This window comes from Bacteroides sp. ET225 (assembly GCF_024733745.1).
GTDB lineage: Bacteria > Bacteroidota > Bacteroidia > Bacteroidales > Bacteroidaceae > Phocaeicola > Phocaeicola excrementipullorum.
Genome location: NZ_JANRHN010000004.1, coordinates 38266 through 58546 on the forward strand (window position 1 = coordinate 38266; position 20281 = coordinate 58546).

General features: G+C 54.9%; 20 protein-coding genes. 11 read left to right on the forward strand and 9 right to left on the reverse strand.

Translation table 11 applies throughout. The features are described 5' to 3' along the window. Positions 1–8: 8 nt before the first annotated feature. Entirely contained in the window at positions 9–566 is a 558-nt protein-coding gene (locus NW212_RS02825) for a helix-turn-helix domain-containing protein (RefSeq protein WP_258337129.1), read from the reverse strand. A gap of 141 nt (positions 567–707) precedes the next feature. On the opposite strand from NW212_RS02825, the gene NW212_RS02830 reads away from it, so the two are divergent. Further along, positions 708–1097, forward strand: coding sequence for a hypothetical protein (locus tag NW212_RS02830; protein WP_258337130.1), 390 nt, complete (start codon positions 708–710; stop codon positions 1095–1097). A 4-nt stretch (positions 1098–1101) separates the two neighbouring features. On the opposite strand, the gene NW212_RS02835 is transcribed toward NW212_RS02830, so the two are convergent. From NW212_RS02835 to proB, 4 genes are all read right to left on the reverse strand, one after another. Continuing rightward, the gene (locus tag NW212_RS02835) at positions 1102–1575 is read right to left on the reverse strand and encodes an energy transducer TonB (protein ID WP_258337131.1); all 474 of its coding nucleotides are present in this window, start codon (positions 1573–1575) and stop codon (positions 1102–1104) included. Positions 1576–1586: 11 nt separating this feature from the next. Continuing rightward, positions 1587–2066: an energy transducer TonB gene (locus NW212_RS02840; RefSeq protein WP_258337132.1), complete on the reverse strand. Its 480-nt coding sequence runs from the start codon at positions 2064–2066 to the stop codon at positions 1587–1589. Positions 2067–2144: 78 nt separating this feature from the next. Continuing rightward, complete coding sequence (locus NW212_RS02845; RefSeq protein ID WP_258337133.1) at positions 2145–2648, reverse strand: DUF4112 domain-containing protein; 504 nt, start codon at positions 2646–2648, stop codon at positions 2145–2147. A 15-nt stretch (positions 2649–2663) separates the two neighbouring features. Continuing rightward, positions 2664–3746, reverse strand: a complete 1083-nt coding sequence (gene proB / locus NW212_RS02850) for a glutamate 5-kinase (RefSeq protein ID WP_258337134.1) — start codon at positions 3744–3746, stop codon at positions 2664–2666. Between the two features lie 430 nt (positions 3747–4176). Between proB and NW212_RS02855 the strand changes: the two genes are divergently transcribed. After that, positions 4177–4965: a Cof-type HAD-IIB family hydrolase gene (locus tag NW212_RS02855; protein WP_258337135.1), complete on the forward strand. Its 789-nt coding sequence runs from the start codon at positions 4177–4179 to the stop codon at positions 4963–4965. Positions 4966–4978: 13 nt separating this feature from the next. Here NW212_RS02855 and NW212_RS02860 read toward each other — a convergent pair whose 3' ends face one another. Both NW212_RS02860 and NW212_RS02865 read right to left on the reverse strand, forming a co-directional pair. Beyond that, a complete protein-coding gene (locus NW212_RS02860; protein ID WP_258337136.1) occupies positions 4979–5713 on the reverse strand; it encodes a bifunctional 2-polyprenyl-6-hydroxyphenol methylase/3-demethylubiquinol 3-O-methyltransferase UbiG in 735 nt (244 codons plus the stop codon). A gap of 10 nt (positions 5714–5723) precedes the next feature. Continuing rightward, positions 5724–7241 (reverse strand): sulfatase, encoded by a 1518-nt coding sequence (locus NW212_RS02865; protein WP_258337137.1) that lies wholly within the window; start codon positions 7239–7241, stop codon positions 5724–5726. A 154-nt stretch (positions 7242–7395) separates the two neighbouring features. Here NW212_RS02865 and NW212_RS02870 point away from each other — a divergent pair, with 154 nt between their 5' ends. The 9 genes from NW212_RS02870 to NW212_RS02910 all read left to right on the forward strand — a co-directional run bounded on the left by NW212_RS02870 (position 7396) and on the right by NW212_RS02910 (position 17709). Then, positions 7396–9480, forward strand: coding sequence for a S9 family peptidase (locus NW212_RS02870; RefSeq protein ID WP_258337138.1), 2085 nt, complete (start codon positions 7396–7398; stop codon positions 9478–9480). A 185-nt stretch (positions 9481–9665) separates the two neighbouring features. Beyond that, complete coding sequence (argR, locus tag NW212_RS02875) at positions 9666–10148, forward strand: arginine repressor (protein WP_258337139.1); 483 nt, start codon at positions 9666–9668, stop codon at positions 10146–10148. Between the two features lie 19 nt (positions 10149–10167). After that, positions 10168–10737: a GNAT family N-acetyltransferase gene (locus tag NW212_RS02880; protein ID WP_258337140.1), complete on the forward strand. Its 570-nt coding sequence runs from the start codon at positions 10168–10170 to the stop codon at positions 10735–10737. A 26-nt stretch (positions 10738–10763) separates the two neighbouring features. After that, entirely contained in the window at positions 10764–11969 is a 1206-nt protein-coding gene (locus NW212_RS02885) for an argininosuccinate synthase (protein WP_258337141.1), read from the forward strand. A 14-nt stretch (positions 11970–11983) separates the two neighbouring features. Beyond that, positions 11984–12952, forward strand: a complete 969-nt coding sequence (argC, locus tag NW212_RS02890) for an N-acetyl-gamma-glutamyl-phosphate reductase (protein ID WP_258337142.1) — start codon at positions 11984–11986, stop codon at positions 12950–12952. Positions 12953–12964: 12 nt separating this feature from the next. Continuing rightward, positions 12965–14089, forward strand: a complete 1125-nt coding sequence (locus NW212_RS02895; protein ID WP_258337143.1) for an aspartate aminotransferase family protein — start codon at positions 12965–12967, stop codon at positions 14087–14089. A 286-nt stretch (positions 14090–14375) separates the two neighbouring features. Next, positions 14376–16229: a glycoside hydrolase family 13 protein gene (locus NW212_RS02900; protein ID WP_258337144.1), complete on the forward strand. Its 1854-nt coding sequence runs from the start codon at positions 14376–14378 to the stop codon at positions 16227–16229. 439 nt (positions 16230–16668) lie between these two features. Further along, positions 16669–17442 (forward strand): pyrroline-5-carboxylate reductase, encoded by a 774-nt coding sequence (proC, locus tag NW212_RS02905; protein ID WP_258337145.1) that lies wholly within the window; start codon positions 16669–16671, stop codon positions 17440–17442. Between the two features lie 18 nt (positions 17443–17460). Further along, positions 17461–17709, forward strand: a complete 249-nt coding sequence (locus NW212_RS02910) for a hypothetical protein (protein WP_258337146.1) — start codon at positions 17461–17463, stop codon at positions 17707–17709. A 5-nt stretch (positions 17710–17714) separates the two neighbouring features. On the opposite strand, the gene NW212_RS02915 is transcribed toward NW212_RS02910, so the two are convergent. Both NW212_RS02915 and araJ read right to left on the reverse strand, forming a co-directional pair. After that, complete coding sequence (locus NW212_RS02915; RefSeq protein WP_258337147.1) at positions 17715–19070, reverse strand: MATE family efflux transporter; 1356 nt, start codon at positions 19068–19070, stop codon at positions 17715–17717. Continuing rightward, a complete protein-coding gene (gene araJ / locus NW212_RS02920; RefSeq protein ID WP_258337148.1) occupies positions 19070–20239 on the reverse strand; it encodes an MFS transporter AraJ in 1170 nt (389 codons plus the stop codon). Before araJ ends, NW212_RS02915 begins: the two co-directional genes overlap by 1 nt. Between the last annotated feature and the right edge of the window lie 42 nt (positions 20240–20281).

Consider the following 20281-nt stretch of genomic DNA (forward strand, 5'->3'; position numbering starts at 1 on the left):
ATTTTTAGTTACTGCATAATGACGGCCAAGAACTTCACCGTCTTTCCGTCGAGCGCCTTCATGCCGTGAGGCAGGGAAGAGTCGAAATAAAGGCTGTCGCCCTCGTTCAGCACCAGGTCTTTCCCGTTGATGCTCAGAAGCATGCGGCCTTCAATCACCAGATTGAACTCTTGCCCGCCATGCGTGTTGTAATATATCGGTGTGTCATCGGGCTTGGGCTCCACCGTCACGATAAACGGGTCGGCGATACGCCCCCGGAAACCCGAGGCGAGCGACTGGTACTTGTAGGCTTTGGTCCGCTCCACGGAGATGCCCGTGCCTTTGCGGGTGAGGAAATAGGAGTTCATCTTCGGTTCTTCGCCGAACATCAGCACGTCGAGCGGAATCTCGAACCGGCGGGCGATCTGCTGCAAGGTGCTGACCGCGATGTCATGCTCGCCCGATTCTATCCGGCGGTACTCGTCGGCCGTCATCCGGCATCTGTCCGCCATCTCTTCTATTGTCAGGTCAAGCGCGTCGCGCAGGCCTCCGATGCGTTCGGCAATCTGTCTTATCTGTTCGTCCATAGTGTTATTCTGTTAGTTCCTGCCAAAAATACGAAAGATTCTGATACGGAAAAGCAAAAAAGCAGGAAAAAAGTTTCAGAAAGAACCATTTCGCTTGAAAGAATGAAAGCAATCGCATAACTTTGCGCGAAAAAAGCAGGAATGATCAAACAAGACTATCTGATACGGATGATCCAGCAGGTGATTTCGGCCATCGTGGAATCGCTTCTGCGCCGCAAGCCCATGCGGAAGCAGGAATGGGAGGAATACGACGGCATGGCACGCCAGATTCTCGGATTCTCTGCCGAGGAGCTCAAGACGATGGACATCAGCGATGTGCTCGGCCGGTATGACGGCGACAAGGACCGCATGGACAAAATCGAACTGGCAGCCATGGTGCTCCTGAAGATAGCGGACGAAACGGAAAGCGACCCGGAGCTGAAGGCCAAGTTCCGCCGGGACGGAACGGAGCTGCTGGAATACGTGCAGCGCAACGGGCATACGTATTCGCTCCAGCGGGAGATGCTGGTCGCGATGCTGAGGGGGCGCTGATGCCTCATTGGACGAGCCTGAGCGAAACCGGCACTACAAACCTCACCCTCACAGGCTTCCCGTTATGTCTGCCCGGAATCAGTTTTGGCAGACTTCTGAGGGCACGCACGGCTCTTTTGTCCCAAAACGGATTCCACGACCTCAACACCTCTATGTCAGATATCGAACCGTCCTTATTGATTACGCATTGCAGAATTACATGTCCATACATATGGCCCACCTCAACCGGCCCAATCTTCGTCAGCTCCTCCCGGATATCCATCAGCATCTTTCCCCATCCGCCGGGATATTGAGGCATCTCCTCCACTTCGTCACAAAGATAAACCGTGTCGGGCACGGCACAAGTATCTGCCTCATTGATACCGACAAGTTCCCTTTCATCCGCCTCCCCTGAGCAAGTCCGCAAAGCCTGTGCGTTCAGGAGGCCGGCGCACAGACAGAGGGCTGCAATCAGCCCGGTGCGGAAGCGGTTCTTCATACTATCTTTTCTTACCATACCCTAAATATGACCATTGTTACATACCGCACTCTCACAACCTTTCCTTTCTGACGGCCCGGAGTCCATCGGGGCATGCTTTCGATGATGCGGACCGCCTCCTTGTTCAGAGGAGGGTCTAATCCCTTCAAGATTTCTATATCACTCAACGAGCCGTCTTTGTTCACTATAAATTGGACAATGACTCTTTCAAGGGAAGGATAACAACCCAATGATGCATATTCTTCGGGAAGCCGCTGGTTTCTTGCGATATATTCGAGCATCTTTTTAAACCCGCCGGGAAATTGCGGCTCCTCCTCCACTTCGTCACAAAGATAAACCGTGTCGGGCACGGCACAGGTATCTGCCTTGGCGGCAGAAACGAGTTCCTTTTCATTCGCCCTCCCTGAACAAGTCCGCAAAGTCAGTATGCCCAGGAGGCCGGCACACAGACAGAGGGCTGCAATCAGCCCGGTGCGGAAGCGGTTCTTCATGTTCTCACATCAGATTAAGCCTTACAAATATAGCGGAATTACCGGACAATCCAAAGCAAGTGTCGGGAAAACAAGGGTTCAGGAAAACAGCCCGCCAAGAAAATCCCCTGCTCCGGAAGCCACGCTTATGCCCAGCCTCACCAGCCAGCAGATAACCGCGCAGCAGGCCGCGATGAGAAGTGCCATCCGGAACGCGTTCCGGTTCACCCTCCCGATGATTTCCCTGTCACCCTCCACGAAACCGACAATCAGTCTGAAGTTCTGCAGGTAGCCGCGGTTGAACACATCGATGACGTTGCCTATCCAGAACGGAACCAGCCCCAACGCCACATCGCGCAGGGTGTTGAATATCACCGCAAGCGTCAACGGGAGGGAGCGCACCTGGAATATGCTTACATAAAGGAACGGAACGGCAAGCACGGACGAGAGGAAATCGCCCGCTCCAGGCAGAAGACCGATTATCGGGTCGAGGAAATACCTGTCCATCCACCGGGCTATAATCCTGATTGAGCGGTAGGCAAGCGACCGCTCGATGCGGAGGCGACGCTCCGGCCGGATTCTGCAGTTCTGTGGCTTTTCCATGAGCCTCCCCGCCCCCTACTCCAGATACAGATAATCGTAGTGCACCAGCGGCTTCTGGCCGTGCTTTCCCAGCATCCGGCGCGCCTCGTCCGAGTCCACGCCCACGCGCCCCACGCCGATCAGCCCGCCGTCTTCGCCGGTTATCCGCACGATGTCGTCTTTCTCGAACTCGCCCTTCACCTCGGCCACGCCCACGGGGAGGATGCTCACGGCCCTGTCGCCCCTCACGGCGTCTGCCGCCTTCCGGTTCAGCCTCAGCTCGCCCTTGGCGAACCCCTCGCTGTGTGCAATCCACTTCTTCACGCTCGACACTCCCCCGTCTGAAGGCACGAAGCGCGTGCACACCGTGGTTTCGGGCCGCAGCATCAGGTCGGTCAGGATGTTGTCCCGCTTTCCGTTGGCGATGATTACGGTGATTCCCTCGTCCGCCACTTTCCGCGCGATGGTCGTCTTGGTGAGCATCCCTCCCCGTCCGAAGCCCGACTTCTCGGTGCGGATGTAGTCGGACAGGTCTTTTCCGTGCTCCACCGTGCGTATCACCTCCGTGCCGGGGTCGGAGGGGGAGCCGTTGTAGATGCCGTCGATGTTACTCAGGATGATGAGCGCCTGCACGCCGAGCATCGAGGCCACCAGTCCCGAAAGCTCGTCGTTGTCGGTAAACATCAGCTCGGTCACGGACACGGTGTCGTTTTCGTTGACGATCGGGATGACCCCGTTCTCCAGCATCACGCGCATACAGCTGCGCTGGTTCAGGTAGTGGCGGCGCGTGGCGAAGCTCTCCTTCGCGGTCAGCACCTGCCCCACGGCGATGCCGTGCTCGCGGAACAGCTCGTAGTAGCGGTTTATCAGCTTGGCCTGCCCCACGGCCGAGAAGAGCTGGCGCTGCTCCACGCTGTCCAGCTTGCGCGCCGGCTTCAGTTCGCTCCGTCCCGAGGCCACGGCTCCCGAAGACACCAGCACGACTTCCACTCCGTTTTTGTGAAGCTCGGCCACCTGGTCGACCAGGGCCGACATGCGCGTCACGTCCAGCGTGCCGTCCTTGCGCGTCAGCACGTTGCTTCCTATCTTCACGGCTATGCGGTTGAATTGATACTCCATCGTTTGTCAGTTTTTCGGTTATATGCCTGCAAATATACGGTTTATGGGGGAGATACGCAAAAAACACACTCAACTCCTCACCCTCGGAGAAGCTTATATGAAGAAGAGGATTTTCTGAAGGAGGCGGTGTCAAGATGAAGCTCTGTTTTCATTTGTCATCCTGAACGCCTGCATCCACGCAGATGTGAGATTGGCTTAATGCCAGACGGTGTTTCTTCTCCCTTACGGTCGTCAGAATAACAGGAGAGATAAGGATAATCCGTCATTGGTAACGCTGTTTCTTCGCTATGCTACCAATGATATTCACTTTTGACAGTCATATCCTAATACTGCCCCGGCCTCCCTCCTCACTTCTCCTGCCCTTTCGGAAGCTCCGAACGGATATTTTCAGTAAATTTGCACGCAAAAACAAGAAAAACGACAATCCGATATGGTCAAGGCAATCTTCTTCGACATAGACGGCACGCTGGTTTCATTCCGCACGCACGCCGTCCCCCAGTCCGCCCGCGACGCCCTGAAAGAACTGCGCGCCCGGGGAGTGAAAACGTTCATCGCCACCGGACGCCCGAAGCAGCTGATGATGGAAGCGGCGGGCGACCTGGAGTTCGACGGCTACATCACGCTCAACGGGGTGCACTGCTTCACCGCCGGCAACCGCGACATCTACAGGAGCCGGATTCCGGAAGACGACGTGGAGCGTCTGATAGCCTACTCGCACAGCCATCCCGAAACTCCCTTCGTGTTTGTACACGACGACACATGGTTCATCACCCGTGTGGACGAAACGGTAAGGGAGGTGGCAGCGCTCATCGAAATCGACATCCCGCCCGTGCGCCCGGCCGAATACGCCAGGGGCAAGGAAATCATGCAGATCATGGGATACTTCCCCGAAAAAGACGACGGGGAAATGTTCTCGCGCACGCTGAAGCACTGCACGCCCATGCGCTGGTATCCGCTCTTTGCCGACATCATTGCCGCCGGAAACAGCAAGAGCCACGGCATAGACAAGGTGCTGGAATACTACGGAATCAGCCTGGAAGACACGATGGCCTTCGGCGACGGGGGAAACGACATACCCATGCTCTCGCACGTGAACATAGGCGTGGCCATGGGCAATGCCTCCGAGAAGGTGCAGGCCGCGGCCGACTATGTAACCTCGTCCGTTGACGAGGACGGCATCGCCAATGCCCTGCGCCGCTTCGGCCTCATCGGGGGCTGAGGCCTGCCGCCCTTCAGCGGAGCGTCAGGCGGGCAAGATAGTCGTAGTGCTCTCCGCTCTGAACCTTTTCGGCTCTGAAGCCGTATTGCGAGGCGTAGAGCGAAAGCGTGCCGAAATCGATGTAAAGCCAGTCGAAAGGATCTCCCTTCACGTTCTTGTACTGCATCCGGAAGTCCACCTGCCCGTAATAGTCCGCGGCGAGGTCGACCGCAAAGCTCCCGTCCCCGTCCTCAAAAAGATAGCGGAGGTCGCTCGAGTCCATCAGCACGCATCCTCCGGGAGCCAGGAGCTGCTTCATGCGCCTGAAGAACGCCCCGATGTTTTCAAGCCTCCCGATGATGCCCGAACCGTTCATCAGCATCAGCACCGTGTCGAACTGTCCGGCAAGGCGGGGGTCGAACAGGTTCACGAGCCGCGCGTCCAGTCCGCGCGCGCGCATCACCTCCACCGCCAGGGGGGAGATGTCTGCCGGCAGGGCGTCTTTTCCCATCTCCTTCAGGGCGAGCGTATGGCATCCGCTTCCGGCTCCCACATCAAGGATAAGGCCGCCGGCAAGCTGGAGAGCCTTCTGTTCGAGCGCAGGCATTTCCGGATAGGTGCGGAAAAGCCCGGCCACGGGAATTTCGTCTTCGTCGAACTGCGACGAGAACACCCTGAGCCTCCCGGCTTTCCCCGTGCTGTAATAGTCGCGGATGGCGGCTCCCATCGGGTCTTTTTCGGGAGCCAGGCAAGTTGTATCTGTCGTCATCGTCTGCGGGTTATTTCAGGTGAAGTCTTATCGGCTTGAGCGGGTTCCCCTCCTTGTCCACGGGATAGAGGGCCTGTTCCGCCTCCAGTTCGGCGGCCATGGCATCCACCATCTCCGCCAGACGCTCCACATCGGCGGTAGCAAGGTTATGCACCTCAAACGGGTCTTTCTTCAGGTTATACAGCTCGCACACGGGGCGGTCGGGCATCAGGGGATTGTAGTAGTAGATCAGCTTCCAGTCCCCGTCGCGGTAGGTGGTGAAATAGCTTCCCCGGTGCTCGTGGGGGAAGTGCATCAGGAACTTCTCCTGACGGCTCCCGTTCTTCTTTCCCTCCAGCTGCACAGACAGGTCTGTCCCGTCGAGCACATAGCCTTCGGGGGCTTTCACTCCCGCAAGGGCAAGCAGGGTGGGATAAATGTCCATCACGGTTCCCATCTGCGTCTGTATGCTTCCGGCAGGTATCGGAAGCTCTTTCTGGAAGCGGTTTCTCCCGTCGGGCTTCGCCCAGCAGGCGATGAAGGGGACGCGCACGCCTCCTTCGTATTCGCTTCCCTTCTTCCCTCGCAGGGGAGCCGACGAGGTGTATCCCTTCTCGTCGCCCAGGGGAGCGTCCGAACCGTTGTCGCCGAGGAAGATGACCAGCGTATTCTCCGCCTCTCCTATTTCTTCCAGGTGGTCCATCATGTCGCCCAGCGACTTGTCCATTCCCTCGATCAGGGCGGCAAAAGCTCTTGCCGCGGGCGATTTGCCGGGGTCCGTATAGTTTCCGATAAACCGCTTGTCGACTTCAAAGGGCGCATGGACGGCATAGTGGCCCATATAGAGGAAGAAGGGCTTTCCCGCTCCGACCGCCTTGTCGATCTGCTCGTTCGCCTCGAAGGTCAGGGCGTCGCTCAGGAAGGTAGCGGTTCCGTGATACTTCTCCAGTCCGGGCACGGCACGCGCCTTGTTTCCGCTGATGTTTCCGTATCCCGCCTCGCCGTAATAGCTTCCGGGCTGGCCGATGGAGGACCCTGCGATGCTCACGTCAAAGCCGAGATTCCCGGGGTTCTCTCCCTCGCTCCCGATGGGCCCGAAGTGTGCCTTCCCCACCTGTATCGTCCGGTATCCGGCCTTCCGGAGCATCTTGGGCAGGGTGGGCACCTGGCTTGATATTCCCTGCCAGTTCCACTCGGGAGGCCCGAAGGGGGTGCGGTTGTTGTCTTCCGAGTTTATCCAGTTGGTGGTGCGGTGCCGGGCCGCGTTCTGCCCCGTCATGATGGACGCGCGCGAGGGCGAGCTTACGCTCTGCGCATAGAAGGTGGAGAAACGGATGCCCTGCCTTGCCATCCGCTCCATATTGGGAGTCCGGTACCAGTCGTTCAGGGGATAGCGTCTGGCGTTCCCGTCCCCGTCGGTCAGAAAGGGGAGCGATGTGTCCATCAGCCCCATGTCGTCCACCAGAAACAAAACGATGTTCGGGCGTTCCTGCGCAAAAGCGAACTGTCCCGCACACAACGAAAGGAATAAACACGCATTTCTTTTCATATCATACAAACTTTTTTCATGAATGGTCGTTACTGCTTTTAACTTTCCACAAATATACTGTTTTTTTGCACAAGCTTCCCTCACTCATCAAAAACAAATGCTTATTTTTGCGGCCGGGGAATCTCCATTCAATTAAAATCACATTTTGAAAGACATGAAAATCTCAAAGCAACCAATCATTATCTGCTGGCTCGTGATGCTATGGGCGATGCCGGCATCAGGCATCTCAGGAAACGTTTATCCTTTCGAGGGACTGGACACGCTCGGCAACCGCCTCCAGAAGGTCTATTCGCCCGGAGTGCGGGCCAGCTGGCTGGGCGAGTCGTCTTATTTCTGGTACGAAAACCGCGAACGCAAGGGAACCGCATTCTATCTCGTAGACGCCGCAAGCGGAAAGAAGCGGCAGGCAGACACGCGCGAAGGGCTGGCCGCATACCTGGAAGACCGCCCCGAACTGGCCGCGCTCCTCAAGGGGCAGGCGCCCCAAGCCCGGCAGCAGGGCGCGCCCGCGGAAGAAGGCGTTTCGCCCGACGGGAAATGGAAAGCGTTCATCCGGAACAGCAACGTATACCTGGCTTCGCTCACCGACAAGGATGCGGCTCCGGTGATCCTGAGCAACGACGGAGCGCCGGGATTTGCCTACGGCCAGCTCCGCTGGTCGCCCGACTCGAAGAAGCTGGCCGCAATGAAGGTGCGCGAGGTGAAGGAAAGGCAGATACCGCTGCTCGAGTCGGCGCCCGAATCGCAGCTCCAGCCCAAGCTCCGGTGGATCAACTATGCAAAGCCGGGCGACGTGCTTCCCGTGAGCCTCCCCGCCCTCTTCGACGTGGAGAACATGAAGCAGATTCCGCTGGACACAAGGCCCTACGAACACCAGTTCGCCCTCTTCTTCACCGGCTGGAGAGCCGACAGCAGGAGCTACACCTTCGAGTTCAACCAGCGCGGGCACCAGCGCTACATCGTGGGCGAGGTGCGCGCCGACAACGGGGAGATACGCAGACTGGTAGACGAAAAGTCGGAAACCTTCATCGACTATACCCGCAACTTCCGCCATGACATAGCCGACGGGAAGGAAATCATCTGGCTCTCGGAGCGCGACGGGTGGAAGCACCTGTATCTCATCGACGGAACGGACGGAAGCGTGAAGGCGTGCATGACCCCGGGCGAATGGGTGGTGCGCAGGGTGGTGCACGTAGACGAGGACGCACGCCAGGTGTTCTTCATGGCATCGGGCATGAACAGGAAAGAAGACCCCTACAACATGCATCTCTGCAGGGTGGGCTTTGACGGGACGGGGCTGGCCGACCTGACGCCCGAAAACGCCAACCACACGGTTTCGTTCTCGGCCGACAGAAGCCGGTTTGTCGACGTGTATTCCCGTCCCGACATGCCTCCCGTCAGCGTCCTGCGCGACGGGCAGACCGGAAAGGTAGTCGCCGAACTCGAAAGATGCGACGTTTCCGAACTCCTGGCCGGGGGATGGGTGATGCCCGAAGTGTTCCACGCAAAGGGAAGGGACGGAAAGACCGACATCTGGGGAACCATCTTCCGCCCCGCCAACTTCGACCCGAACAAGAAATACCCGGTTGTGGAGGACATCTATGCAGGCCCGCACGACTCGTTCGTCAACAAGAACTTCTCGGCCTTCGAATATTACATCACCCCGCTCGTGGAGCTGGGATTCATCGTTGTGAAGATTGACGGGATGGGAACCAACAACCGCTCGAAGGCGTTCCACGACGTGTGCTGGAAGAACCTGAGGGACAGCGGATATCCCGACCGCATCCGCTGGATCAAGGCCGCCGCAAGAAAATACCCCTACATGGACACCTCGCGCGTGGGAGTGTACGGATGGTCGGCCGGAGGGCAGAGCGCGCTGGGAGCCCTCCTGTTCTTCAACGATTTCTACAAGGCCGCCGTGTCCTTCTGCGGATGCCACGACAACCGGATGGACAAGATCTGGTGGAACGAGCAATGGATGGGATATCCGGTGGACGAATCATACAGCCGCTCTTCAAATGTCGACAACGCCCATCTCCTGAAGGGCGACCTGCTCATCATCAACGGAGAGCTGGACGACAACGTAGACCCGGCATCCTCCCTGCAGGTGGTCAAGGCGCTGATGAAGGCCGGAAAGATGTTCGAGCAACTCTACCTCCCGGGAAGAACCCACAGCCTGGGGCAGAAGTTCGAGGTGTACCGGATGTATGACTTCTTCGTAAGAAAGCTGAGAGACTGACCGCCCAAGTGCGCAGGCTTCGCCCGTGAAACCGGACGGAGCCTGCGCCCGTTTCACGGGATGCAGAGGCGCGCGCATCTCCGCCCGGACAAGCCTCCGCAAAAAAATCCATAAAAAAAAGCGCGAAACTGCATATTATTTCAATATAATCCGTATATTTGCGGCGTTTAAAGAATAATTATGCAATGAAGAACAAGAACAGCAGACTTGATTCAATCAAAATGATCATCTCAAGCAAGGAAGTGGGCAGCCAGGAAGAGCTTCTGAACGAACTTGCAAAGGAAGGTTTCCAGCTCACGCAGGCTACCCTCTCGCGCGACCTGAAACAGCTGAAAGTGGCCAAGGCCGCCAGCATGAACGGGAACTACGTGTATGTCTTGCCCAACAACACGATGTACAAACGCATGACCGACCCCCAGCGCGCAAGCGAGATGCTCCGCCACAACGGCTTCGTGTCTGTCGAGTTCTCCGGAAACATCGCCGTGATAAAGACACGCCCCGGGTATGCAAGCAGCCTGGCCTACGACATAGACATGCACAATTTCTATGAAATAATCGGGACCATCGCAGGCGATGACACCATCATGCTGGTTATCCGCGAAAACATCTCGCGCACGGACGTGCTTGACGCCCTGTCAACCATCATACCGAATATAAACCATATATAATAATCATAGAAGAACAAGAATGGAACCGAATAAACAAATTGATGTAATGGTAGCCGACGCCTCGCACGAGGCATACGTTGACACGATTCTGGAAACAATCAGAGAAGCAGCCAAGGTGCGCGGCACGGGTATCGCCGAACGCACGCACGAATACGTGGCTACCAAGATGAAGGAAGGAAAAGCGATCATCGCCCTCTGCGGGGATGATTTTGCCGGATTCACTTACATCGAATCATGGGGAAACAAGCAGTATGTGGCTACATCGGGACTGATCGTACACCCGAAGTACCGCGGGCTCGGACTGGCCAAGCGCATCAAGCACGCTTCGTTCACGCTGGCGCGGCTCCGGTGGCCGAAAGCCAAAATCTTCAGCCTCACCTCGGGCGCGGCCGTCATGAAAATGAACACCGAATTGGGCTATGTGCCGGTGACCTTCAACGAGCTGACCGACGACGACGCATTCTGGAAAGGATGCGAGGGCTGCATCAACCATGACATCCTCATGGCTAAAAAGCGCAAGTTCTGCATCTGCACGGCCATGCTCTACGACCCGGCCCTGCACACGGACGACAAGCACAACAATTTTTAAGACTAAACCCGAAAAACATATCAATCATGGAAGAAAAGAAGAAAGTGGTCGTTGCTTTCAGCGGCGGACTGGATACATCGTTCACCGTCATGTATCTGGCAAAAGAAAAAGGATATGAAGTGTATGCCGCCTGTGCCAACACCGGCGGATTCAGCGCCGAACAGCTCAAGAAGAACGAAGAAAACGCCTACAAACTGGGGGCCGTGAAATATGTAACGCTCGACGTGACTCAGGAATACTACGAGAAGAGCCTGAAATACATGATCTTCGGAAATGTGCTGCGCAACGGAACCTATCCCATATCGGTCAGCTCTGAACGCATCTTCCAGGCTCTGGCCATCGCACGCTATGCCAACGAAATCGGCGCACACGCCATCGCCCACGGCTCGACGGGAGCCGGAAACGACCAGGTGCGCTTCGACATGACTTTCCTTGTCATGGCGCCGGGAGTGGAAATCATCACACTGACCCGCGACATGGCGCTCAGCCGCGACTATGAAATCAACTACCTGAAGGAACACGGCTTTGAGGCGGACTTCACCAAGCTGAAATATTCATACAACGTGGGCATCTGGGGAACATCCATCTGCGGAGGCGAAATCCTCGACTCGGCACAAGGACTTCCGGAAAGCGCCTACCTGAAGCAGGTCACCAAGGACGGAAGCGAACAGGTGAAGCTGGAATTCAAGAAAGGCGAGCTGTATGCCGTAAACGGAGAAGTGTTCGACGACAAGATCAAGGCCATCCAGAAGGTGGAAGAAATCGCAGCACCCTATGGAATCGGACGTGACATGCACGTGGGCGACACCATCATCGGCATCAAGGGACGTGTGGGCTTTGAAGCCGCCGCTCCGATGCTGATTATCGGCGCACACCGCTTCCTCGAGAAGTACACGCTGAGCAAATGGCAGCAGTACTGGAAGGACCAGGTGGCGAACTGGTACGGAATGTTCCTCCACGAAAGCCAGTACCTGGAGCCGGTGATGCGTGACATCGAAGCCATGCTGACCGAATCGCAACGCAACGTGAACGGAACGGCCATCCTTGAACTCCGCCCGTATTGCTTCTCTACCGTGGGGGTGGAATCGGAAGATGATTTGGTAAAGAACAAGTTCGGCGAATACGGCGAAATGCAGAAAGGCTGGACGGCCGAGGATGCGAAAGGCTTCATCAAGGTGCTCTCCACCCCGCTCCGCGCTTATTATGCCAACCATAAGGACGAACTTATCTAAGACACGGTCGGACTATGATAAAAGCGGGCATTATAGGAGGCGCAGGATATACGGCAGGCGAACTTATCCGCCTGCTGCTGAACCATCCTGACGCAGAAATCAAATTCATAAACAGCTCGAGCAACGCGGGAAACAAGATTACGGACGTGCATGAAGGGCTGTACGGCGAAACGGATCTGGTGTTCACGGACGAGCTTCCGCTGGACGAAGTGGATGTAGTGTTTTTCTGCACGGCGCATGGCGACACGAAGAAGTTCATGGATTGCCACAACGTGCCGGAAAATCTTAAAATCATCGACCTTTCGATGGATTACCGTATCGCAAGTCCCGAACACGACTTCGTGTACGGACTTCCGGAGCTGAACCGCCGGACCATCTGCCAGAGCAGGCACGTGGCCAATCCGGGTTGCTTTGCCACCTGCATCCAGCTGGGCCTGCTCCCATTGGCAAAGCACCTGCTGCTGAACGGTGACATCATGGTGAACGCCATCACGGGAAGTACGGGAGCGGGAGTAAAGCCGGGACCGACCAGCCATTTCAGCTGGCGCAACAACAATATCAGCATCTACAAGCCGTTCGTGCACCAGCATGTGCCCGAAATCAGGCAATCGCTCAAACAGCTTCAGAACAGCTTCGACTCTGAAATCGACTTCATCCCCTACCGGGGCGACTTTGCCCGGGGCATCTTCGCCACCATCGTGGTCCGGACCAAGGTGGAGCTGGAAGAGATCGTGAAGATGTACGAAGCGTATTATGCCGAAGATTCTTTCACGCACATCGTAGAAAAGAACATCGACCTGAAACAGGTGGTGAACACCAACAAGTGCCTCATCCATCTGGAAAAGCACGGCGACAAGCTGCTGATAGTGTCCTGCATCGACAACCTGCTGAAAGGAGCAAGCGGACAGGCTGTCCACAACATGAATCTGATGTTTAACCTGGAAGAAACGACCGGGCTCATGCTCAAGCCTTCGGCCTTTTAAATATAAAAAGAGATGAAACTTTTTGACGTATATCCCCTTTTCGACATCAACATTGTCAGGGGAAAGGGCTGCCACGTATGGGACGACAAAGGACAGGAATATCTGGACCTTTACGGAGGACATGCGGTTATTTCAATCGGACACACGCATCCGCATTACGTGGAAGCCATCAGCAAGCAGGTGGCCGCACTGGGATTTTATTCAAACTCGGTAATCAACAAGCTCCAGCAGGAGGTTGCCGACCGTCTGGGAGCAATGTGCGGATATGACGATTACCAGCTGTTCCTCATCAACTCGGGCGCGGAAGCCAACGAAAACGCGCTGAAGCTGGCATCGTTCCATAACGGAAGGACACGTGTGGTTTCATTCGCCAAAGCATTCCACGGACGGACCTCGCTGGCGGTGGAGGTGACGAACAACCCGAAAATCATCGCCCCGGTCAACGACAACGGGCATGTGGTCTATCTCCCGCTGAACGATACGGAGGCCATGAAGGCGGAACTCGCCAAAGGTGATGTCTGTGCGGTCATCATCGAAGGGATTCAGGGCGTGGGAGGAATCCAGATGCCGACAACCGAATTCATGCAGGCCATCCGCACCGAATGCGACAAATACGGTACGGTGTTCATCGTCGACGAAATCCAGTCGGGCTACGGGCGGAGCGGAAAATTCTTCGCCCACCAGTACCACGGCATATGCCCGGACATGATTACCATGGCAAAGGGCATCGGCAACGGGTTCCCCATGGGAGGCGTGCTGATAAGCCCGAAATTCAAGCCCGTCTACGGACAGCTGGGCACGACATTCGGAGGAAACCATCTTGCATGTGCGGCCGCAATAGCCGTGCTCGACGTGATGAAAGAAGAACACCTCGTGGAGAATGCGGCAAAAGTGGGAGCGCACTTGCTCGAAGAGCTTAAAAACTTCAAGGGCATCAAGGAGGTCCGCGGCAAAGGACTTATGATCGGGCTGGAATTTGAAGAGCCCGTGAAGGAACTCCGCAGCAAACTGCTGTTCGAGCAGAAGGTGTTTACGGGCGTAAGCGGAACAAGCGTCATCCGCCTGCTTCCTCCTCTCTGCCTCAGCATGGACGAAGCCGATGACTTCTTGAACAGACTGCACTGCATCCTGAAATAAATCAGCCGCTTCCTCACGGAAGCAGAACAGCCATACTTTACGTGAGGCCCACTCACAGAAGAGGCCACAGAACGGCGCGGAGATTCATGCATTTTCCGTGCGTTTTGTGGCCTTTCCATTTACTTTGCGGTTCATATCCCTTTATAATATCACCTATGAAAAACGCTGGCAACATGTTGAATACAAGACAAATAGCCTTTAAAAGGATTTATATTTTCATTTTATCAGAAAGTGTGTGCCGAACAAACTCTTAAATTTGTAAAAAACCTCAAACACACACTATATCATGAAACAAACATTAGCTATCATCATGACTCTATTCGGTCTTTTAGGCTTCAAGGCTACGGCTCATGCCCTGACGGTCAAGCAAGTGGCTCCCCAATTCTGGTGGGCCGGAATGAAAAACCCCGAACTCCAGATTCTGCTCTACGGAAACGGTATCGCATCATCCGATGTAACCTTGTCGGGCAAGGACATCAGCATCAAAGAAATCGTCCGGCAGGACAACCCCAACTATCTTCTGCTCTACCTCGACTTGTCGGAAGCCGGACCCCAGCATTTCGACATAACCCTCAGGCAGGGCAAGAAATCAACCGTCATCCCCTACGAACTGAAAGAGCGCACCCGCAAGGGGAGCGACATCCAGGGATTCACATCGAGCGATGTGCTTTATCTGATTATGCCCGACCGCTTTGCCAACGGAAATCCGGAAAACGACGTGGTGGAGGGCATGCTGGAAAACAAGATAAACCGCGAAGACCTGTTTGCACGCCACGGAGGTGACCTGAAAGGCGTAGAAGACCATCTGGACTATATCAGCGACCTGGGAGCGACCGCCATCTGGCTGAACCCCATACAGGAGAACGACATGGAAAGCGGCTCATACCACGGATACGCAATAACCGACTACTATCAGATTGACCGGCGCTTCGGAACGAATGCCGATTTCAGGCAGCTGGTGGACAAGGCGCACCAGAAGGACCTGAAGGTTGTGATGGACATGATATTCAACCATTGCGGAAGCGAGAACTATCTCTTCAAGGACAGGCCCTCGAAAGACTGGTTCAACTTCAAGTCGGAATACGTGCAGACTTCCTTCAAAACGGCCAGCGTGATGGACATCCATGCAAGCAGCTACGAAAAGAAGATAGCCACCGACGGATGGTTCACTCAGGTGATGCCCGACTTCAACCAGCGCAACCGGCATGTGGCGCGCTATCTCATCCAGTCGAGCATCTGGTGGATAGAGTATGCCGGAATCAACGGCATACGCCAGGACACGCACCCGTATGCCGACTACGACTTTATGTCGGAATGGTGCAAGGAAGTGCTTGAAGAATATCCTAACTTCAACATCGTGGGAGAAACATGGCTCAACAGCAATGTGCTCGTGTCCTACTGGCAAAAGGACAGCAAGCTGGCCGCTCCCAAGAACTCCAATCTGCCTACGGTAATGGACTTCCCCCTGACAGACCTGATGGCCAAGGCTTTCGACGAAGAAACCACCGACTGGGCGAACGGCCTGTACCGCCTCTACGATTATCACACGCAGGACCTCGTATATGCCAATCCGATGAACCTGCTGATTTTCCTGGACAACCACGACACATCACGCTTCGGACGAACGGAAGAGCTCGCCCAAAACCTGACACGCTACAAGCAGGCCATGACATTCCTGCTCACCACCCGAGGCATCCCGCAAATCTATTACGGAACAGAAATCCTGATGGACGGCGACAAGGCAAACGGTGACGGATGCCTGAGAAAAGACTTCCCCGGAGGATGGCAGGGCGACAAGACCGACTGCTTCAAGGCCGAGGGCCGCACTTCCTTGCAGAACGAGGCTTATGACTTCACCAGAAAGCTCCTGCAGTGGAGAAAGAACAACGAAGCGATAGGAAAGGGAAGCATGAAGCACTTCTCCATCGCCCACGGAACGTATGTCTACCAGAGGGAATACAAAGGCAAGTCGGTGGTAGTCATCATGAACGGAACAGACGAAAGACAGGTACTCGACTTAACGCCATATAAAGAGATACTCCCCCAGACCAGCGCTACGGATTTCCTGAGCGGACAAACCATCAAGCTGGAAGAAAAACTGGAACTCGACAAACGGGCAACGCTTCTCTTGTGCTTCTGAACACGGGAAGAAGGAAAAAACACCCCGACACGCAAACCTCTTCACTGGAGCAGGGCTGACGCATTACTAAAGTCATTGATATTCAGAGTATCTGATATTTAGAGATATACTAAAGCCTGATAAAAAGGCTGTTTTTTTACCTATAGAATCAGTATATGCTGAATAATAAGTACTTAATAATCAATATTCTTTTTAATGCGTCAGCCCTGTCACTGGAGTGATACGACCGTATCACTCCAGTGAAGACATCGTATCATTGCAGTGAAGCGATCTCCTCACTCAAGTGAAGAGATAAACATAACGGGACATCAACCGTGCCCCAGCCTCATTTCCCCCAACCGGCTTCAAACAGCTCCCAAAGCCGGCGACAAATTATCACCCGAACACCTGCTATTTCTCGATAAAAATCTTATCTTTGCAATATACAAACAAACGGAACATGAAAATAGCAATTATCGGAGCCGGTAACATGGGTGGAGCCATTGCACGCGGACTGGCCAAAGGGCATTATATCAAAGCAGACGAAATCGCCGTATCGAATCCGAGCAACGGCAAGCTGGAGATGCTGAAAGCGGATTTTCCCGGCATCAACACAACCAACAGCAACAAAGAGGCGGCATCTGATGCCGACATCGTTATAGCGGCGGTAAAGCCGTGGAAGATGGAAGAGGTGCTGAAACCGCTCCGTCTGCGCCAGCCTCAGATTCTGGTGTCCGTAGCGGCCGGACTTACGTTCGAGAATCTGGCGCACTACGTGGATCCCGAGATGCCCCTATTCCGGGTCATCCCCAACACTGCCATATCCCTGGGCGAAAGCATGACGCTCGTTGCAGCGCGAAACGCCTCGGAAGAGCAGAAAGACCTGCTGATGAAACTCTTCAACGAAATGGGCATGGCCATGCTCATCGAAGAAAAACAGTTTGCCGCAGCCACCTCGCTCACCTCATGCGGCATCGCCTACGTGCTGAAATACATACAGGCGGCCATGCAGGCGGGCGTGGAAATGGGAATAAAGCCGCAAGACGCCATGAAGATGGTGGCTCAGACCGTGGAAGGCGCGGCCCAGCTGCTTCTGCAGAACGAAAGCACACACCCGGCACTGGAAATAGAAAAGGTGACCACTCCTGGAGGCATCACCATCAAGGGAATCAACGAACTGGAACATTCCGGATTCACTTCATCCGTCATCAAAGCATTGAAAGCCAGCATATAACCTAAAAAAACGAAAGCCATGAAACGCAACATTCTCATCACGATGGGAATCCTGATTCTGACAGGTTTCGCCGTGCAGGGTTTCGTAGGAGCCATCGGAGGCCTCTTCCTCACCACGCTCGTGGGCATCGTATACGGAACGGCTAAGAAAGACAAGAAGCTGGTGAAATGGTCTGCATCGGCACTTCTGATCACCATCTTCTGCACCATGATCTGCTACTTCTGTATCATGGCGCTCAATGGAGGACACCCGGCCAAGGGCATGTGAAGCATCTACTTCACGAAGCCCTTTTTAGCCCATTTCAAACTGTTCCAGCGCTTGACGAAGATAAATGCCCGGATGTTTTCGTCAAGCAGGAATGCGCACCACATGCCTACCAGTCCCCAGCCAAGACAGATGCCGAAGAAATAGCTGAGCCCGACCGATACGGTCCATTGCACAACCAGCCCTACGTAGAACGGATAATTCACATCTCCTGCAGAACGGAGGGCATTGGTGGCGTAAATGTTCACGGCACGGCCGATTTCAACGATCACGTCAACCACAAGAACAGTCACGCCCAGACGGATAATCTCTTCATTGTCAGTCAGCCAGTCGAAGATGGCATGGCCGGAGATTGCCCAGACGCACGACAATGCCAACGACACGAGAATTGAAAGCCGCATCACGTACTTGCCGAGAAGATAGGCCGCATGAATCTTCTTCCGCCCCACCAGGTGCCCGATACAGATCGCTCCGCCTTGCGCCATGGCTATGGCGAACAAATAAACGAACATCGTCGTATTCACGGTATAGGTGCGTGTAGCCAGGGCATCGTTTCCCAGTATGTTGATAAGGTAAGTGATGACAACCTGCGAAAAGCTATAAGACATATTCTCTCCGGCAGAAGGCAGACCGACTTTCAGCAGGTTCTTCAGCTCAACCCAGGGGAAAGGACGGAAATAGGCCCGCGGAAAACGTGGGATGTGCTTGCGGAACAGGATAACGAACAGCACAACCATGCTCACGCCGCGGGAAAATGCCGTTGAAATGGCTGCGCCTTCAGCACCCAGTTCGGGCATGCCGAACTTTCCGAATATCAGCATGTAGTTGCCGATGATGTTCATCACGTTTACCAGCACCGTCACAAGCATCGGATAAACGGCCTTGTTCGCGCTCCGCAACGAAGCCGAAACGGTCAGCGAAAGGGCCTGAAAGAAAGCAAACGCTCCTACAATCTCCATGTATCCGACTCCGTATTTCAGCAATTCCGGACGCAAGCCCATCCATCCCAAAAGCGTTGGAGCGCCAAAATACAGAATCGCACTGATAACAAGCCCTACAGCCAGGTTCAGCAGCAGGGAAACTCCCACCACCTGAACCATCTTGTTGCGCAATCCGGCACCCAGATACTGGGAACACAGCACGGAAGTACCGATATTGATGACCTCGAACACCAGAAAGGCAAACATGACGATCTGATTGACCACACCCACGGCAGCCACACTCTCGTCAGAATACTGGCTCAGCATGATGGTATCCATCGCACCGAGCATCATGATCAGCAATGTTTCGATAAATATCGGGACGACCAGCTTGCGCAGCTCTGAACGGACCCGAACCGAATGTTGTTGAATAACCTGTTCCATTATCTTTGTACCAGCAATGAATTGAGCTTTTTCTCACGCCTCACATAAACCGACACACTGATGAAGCCTACCATCACAATAAACACGCCGGCCAGTGCCGGATAACGGTATCCGAGCCCCATCTCAATAGGCAGGCCGCCCACATACGCGCCCAATGCGTTGCCCAAATTGAAGGCAATCTGAACGCACGCGGCTCCCATCAGTTCACTGCCCCGCGAGTTCTGCAGAAGCAGCAATTGCTGGGGAGGGGACACGGCAAACAGGGCAGCCGTACATACTCCCATCAATGCTACGGCAAGCCAGGGCACGCCTGCAAAGAAAAAGGTTCCCAGCAGAGCAAACATCATGCACACTTGCGTAAACCTGATCACTGGAGCCAGGCCGTAGAGGTCGCCGCACTTTCCTCCTACCAGATTGCCTACGGTCATTCCCAGCCCTGCCAGCATCATGATGAGCGTCATGTTCCCGGGAGTGAACCCTCCCACATTGATCATCTGGGGAGTAACATAGCTGAACCAGCAGAACACTCCCCCGTTTCCGAACATCGTGGTAAAGATGATCAGCCAGGGAGCCAGGTTCTTCAGAAAGCGGAACTGCCCCTTGAAGCCGGTGTCAGGCAATGCAGGAATCGCCGGAATCCATTTCCATATAAGAAAGAACACCAGCAGCCCCCATGCCCCATTGAACATGAAGGGGAAGCGCCACGTCACCATGTTGCTCAGCATCGTGCCGAAAGGAACTCCAAACAGGTTGGCAACGGTCATTCCTGCGGTCATCAGAGCCACCGCCTGCGAAGCCTTTCCCTTGTCAGCCACCTTTTCAGCCACAATGGAACCTGCCCCGAAGAAAGCGCCGTGCGGAAGACCCGAAACGAAACGCATGAACAGCAGCATCCAATAGTTGGGAGCAAACGCCGCACAGACATTGCCCAGAATATAAATGGCCGTCAAGCCCAAAAGTATTTGCTTCAACGGACGAGTACGGGCCACCGCTACCATCAACGGCGCGCCGACACACACGCCGACAGCGTATGCGGAAATGAAATGACCTGCTTCAGGAATGCTTATATTCAAATCGTGGGCCACATTTGGCAATATCCCCATCATGACAAATTCTGCTATCCCCAGCCCCAACGTACCGGAGGCAAGCGCCAACAAACTTTTCTTCATCGATTATTCCTTCTGATTTTTCAGCGTGCAAAATTACGCCAA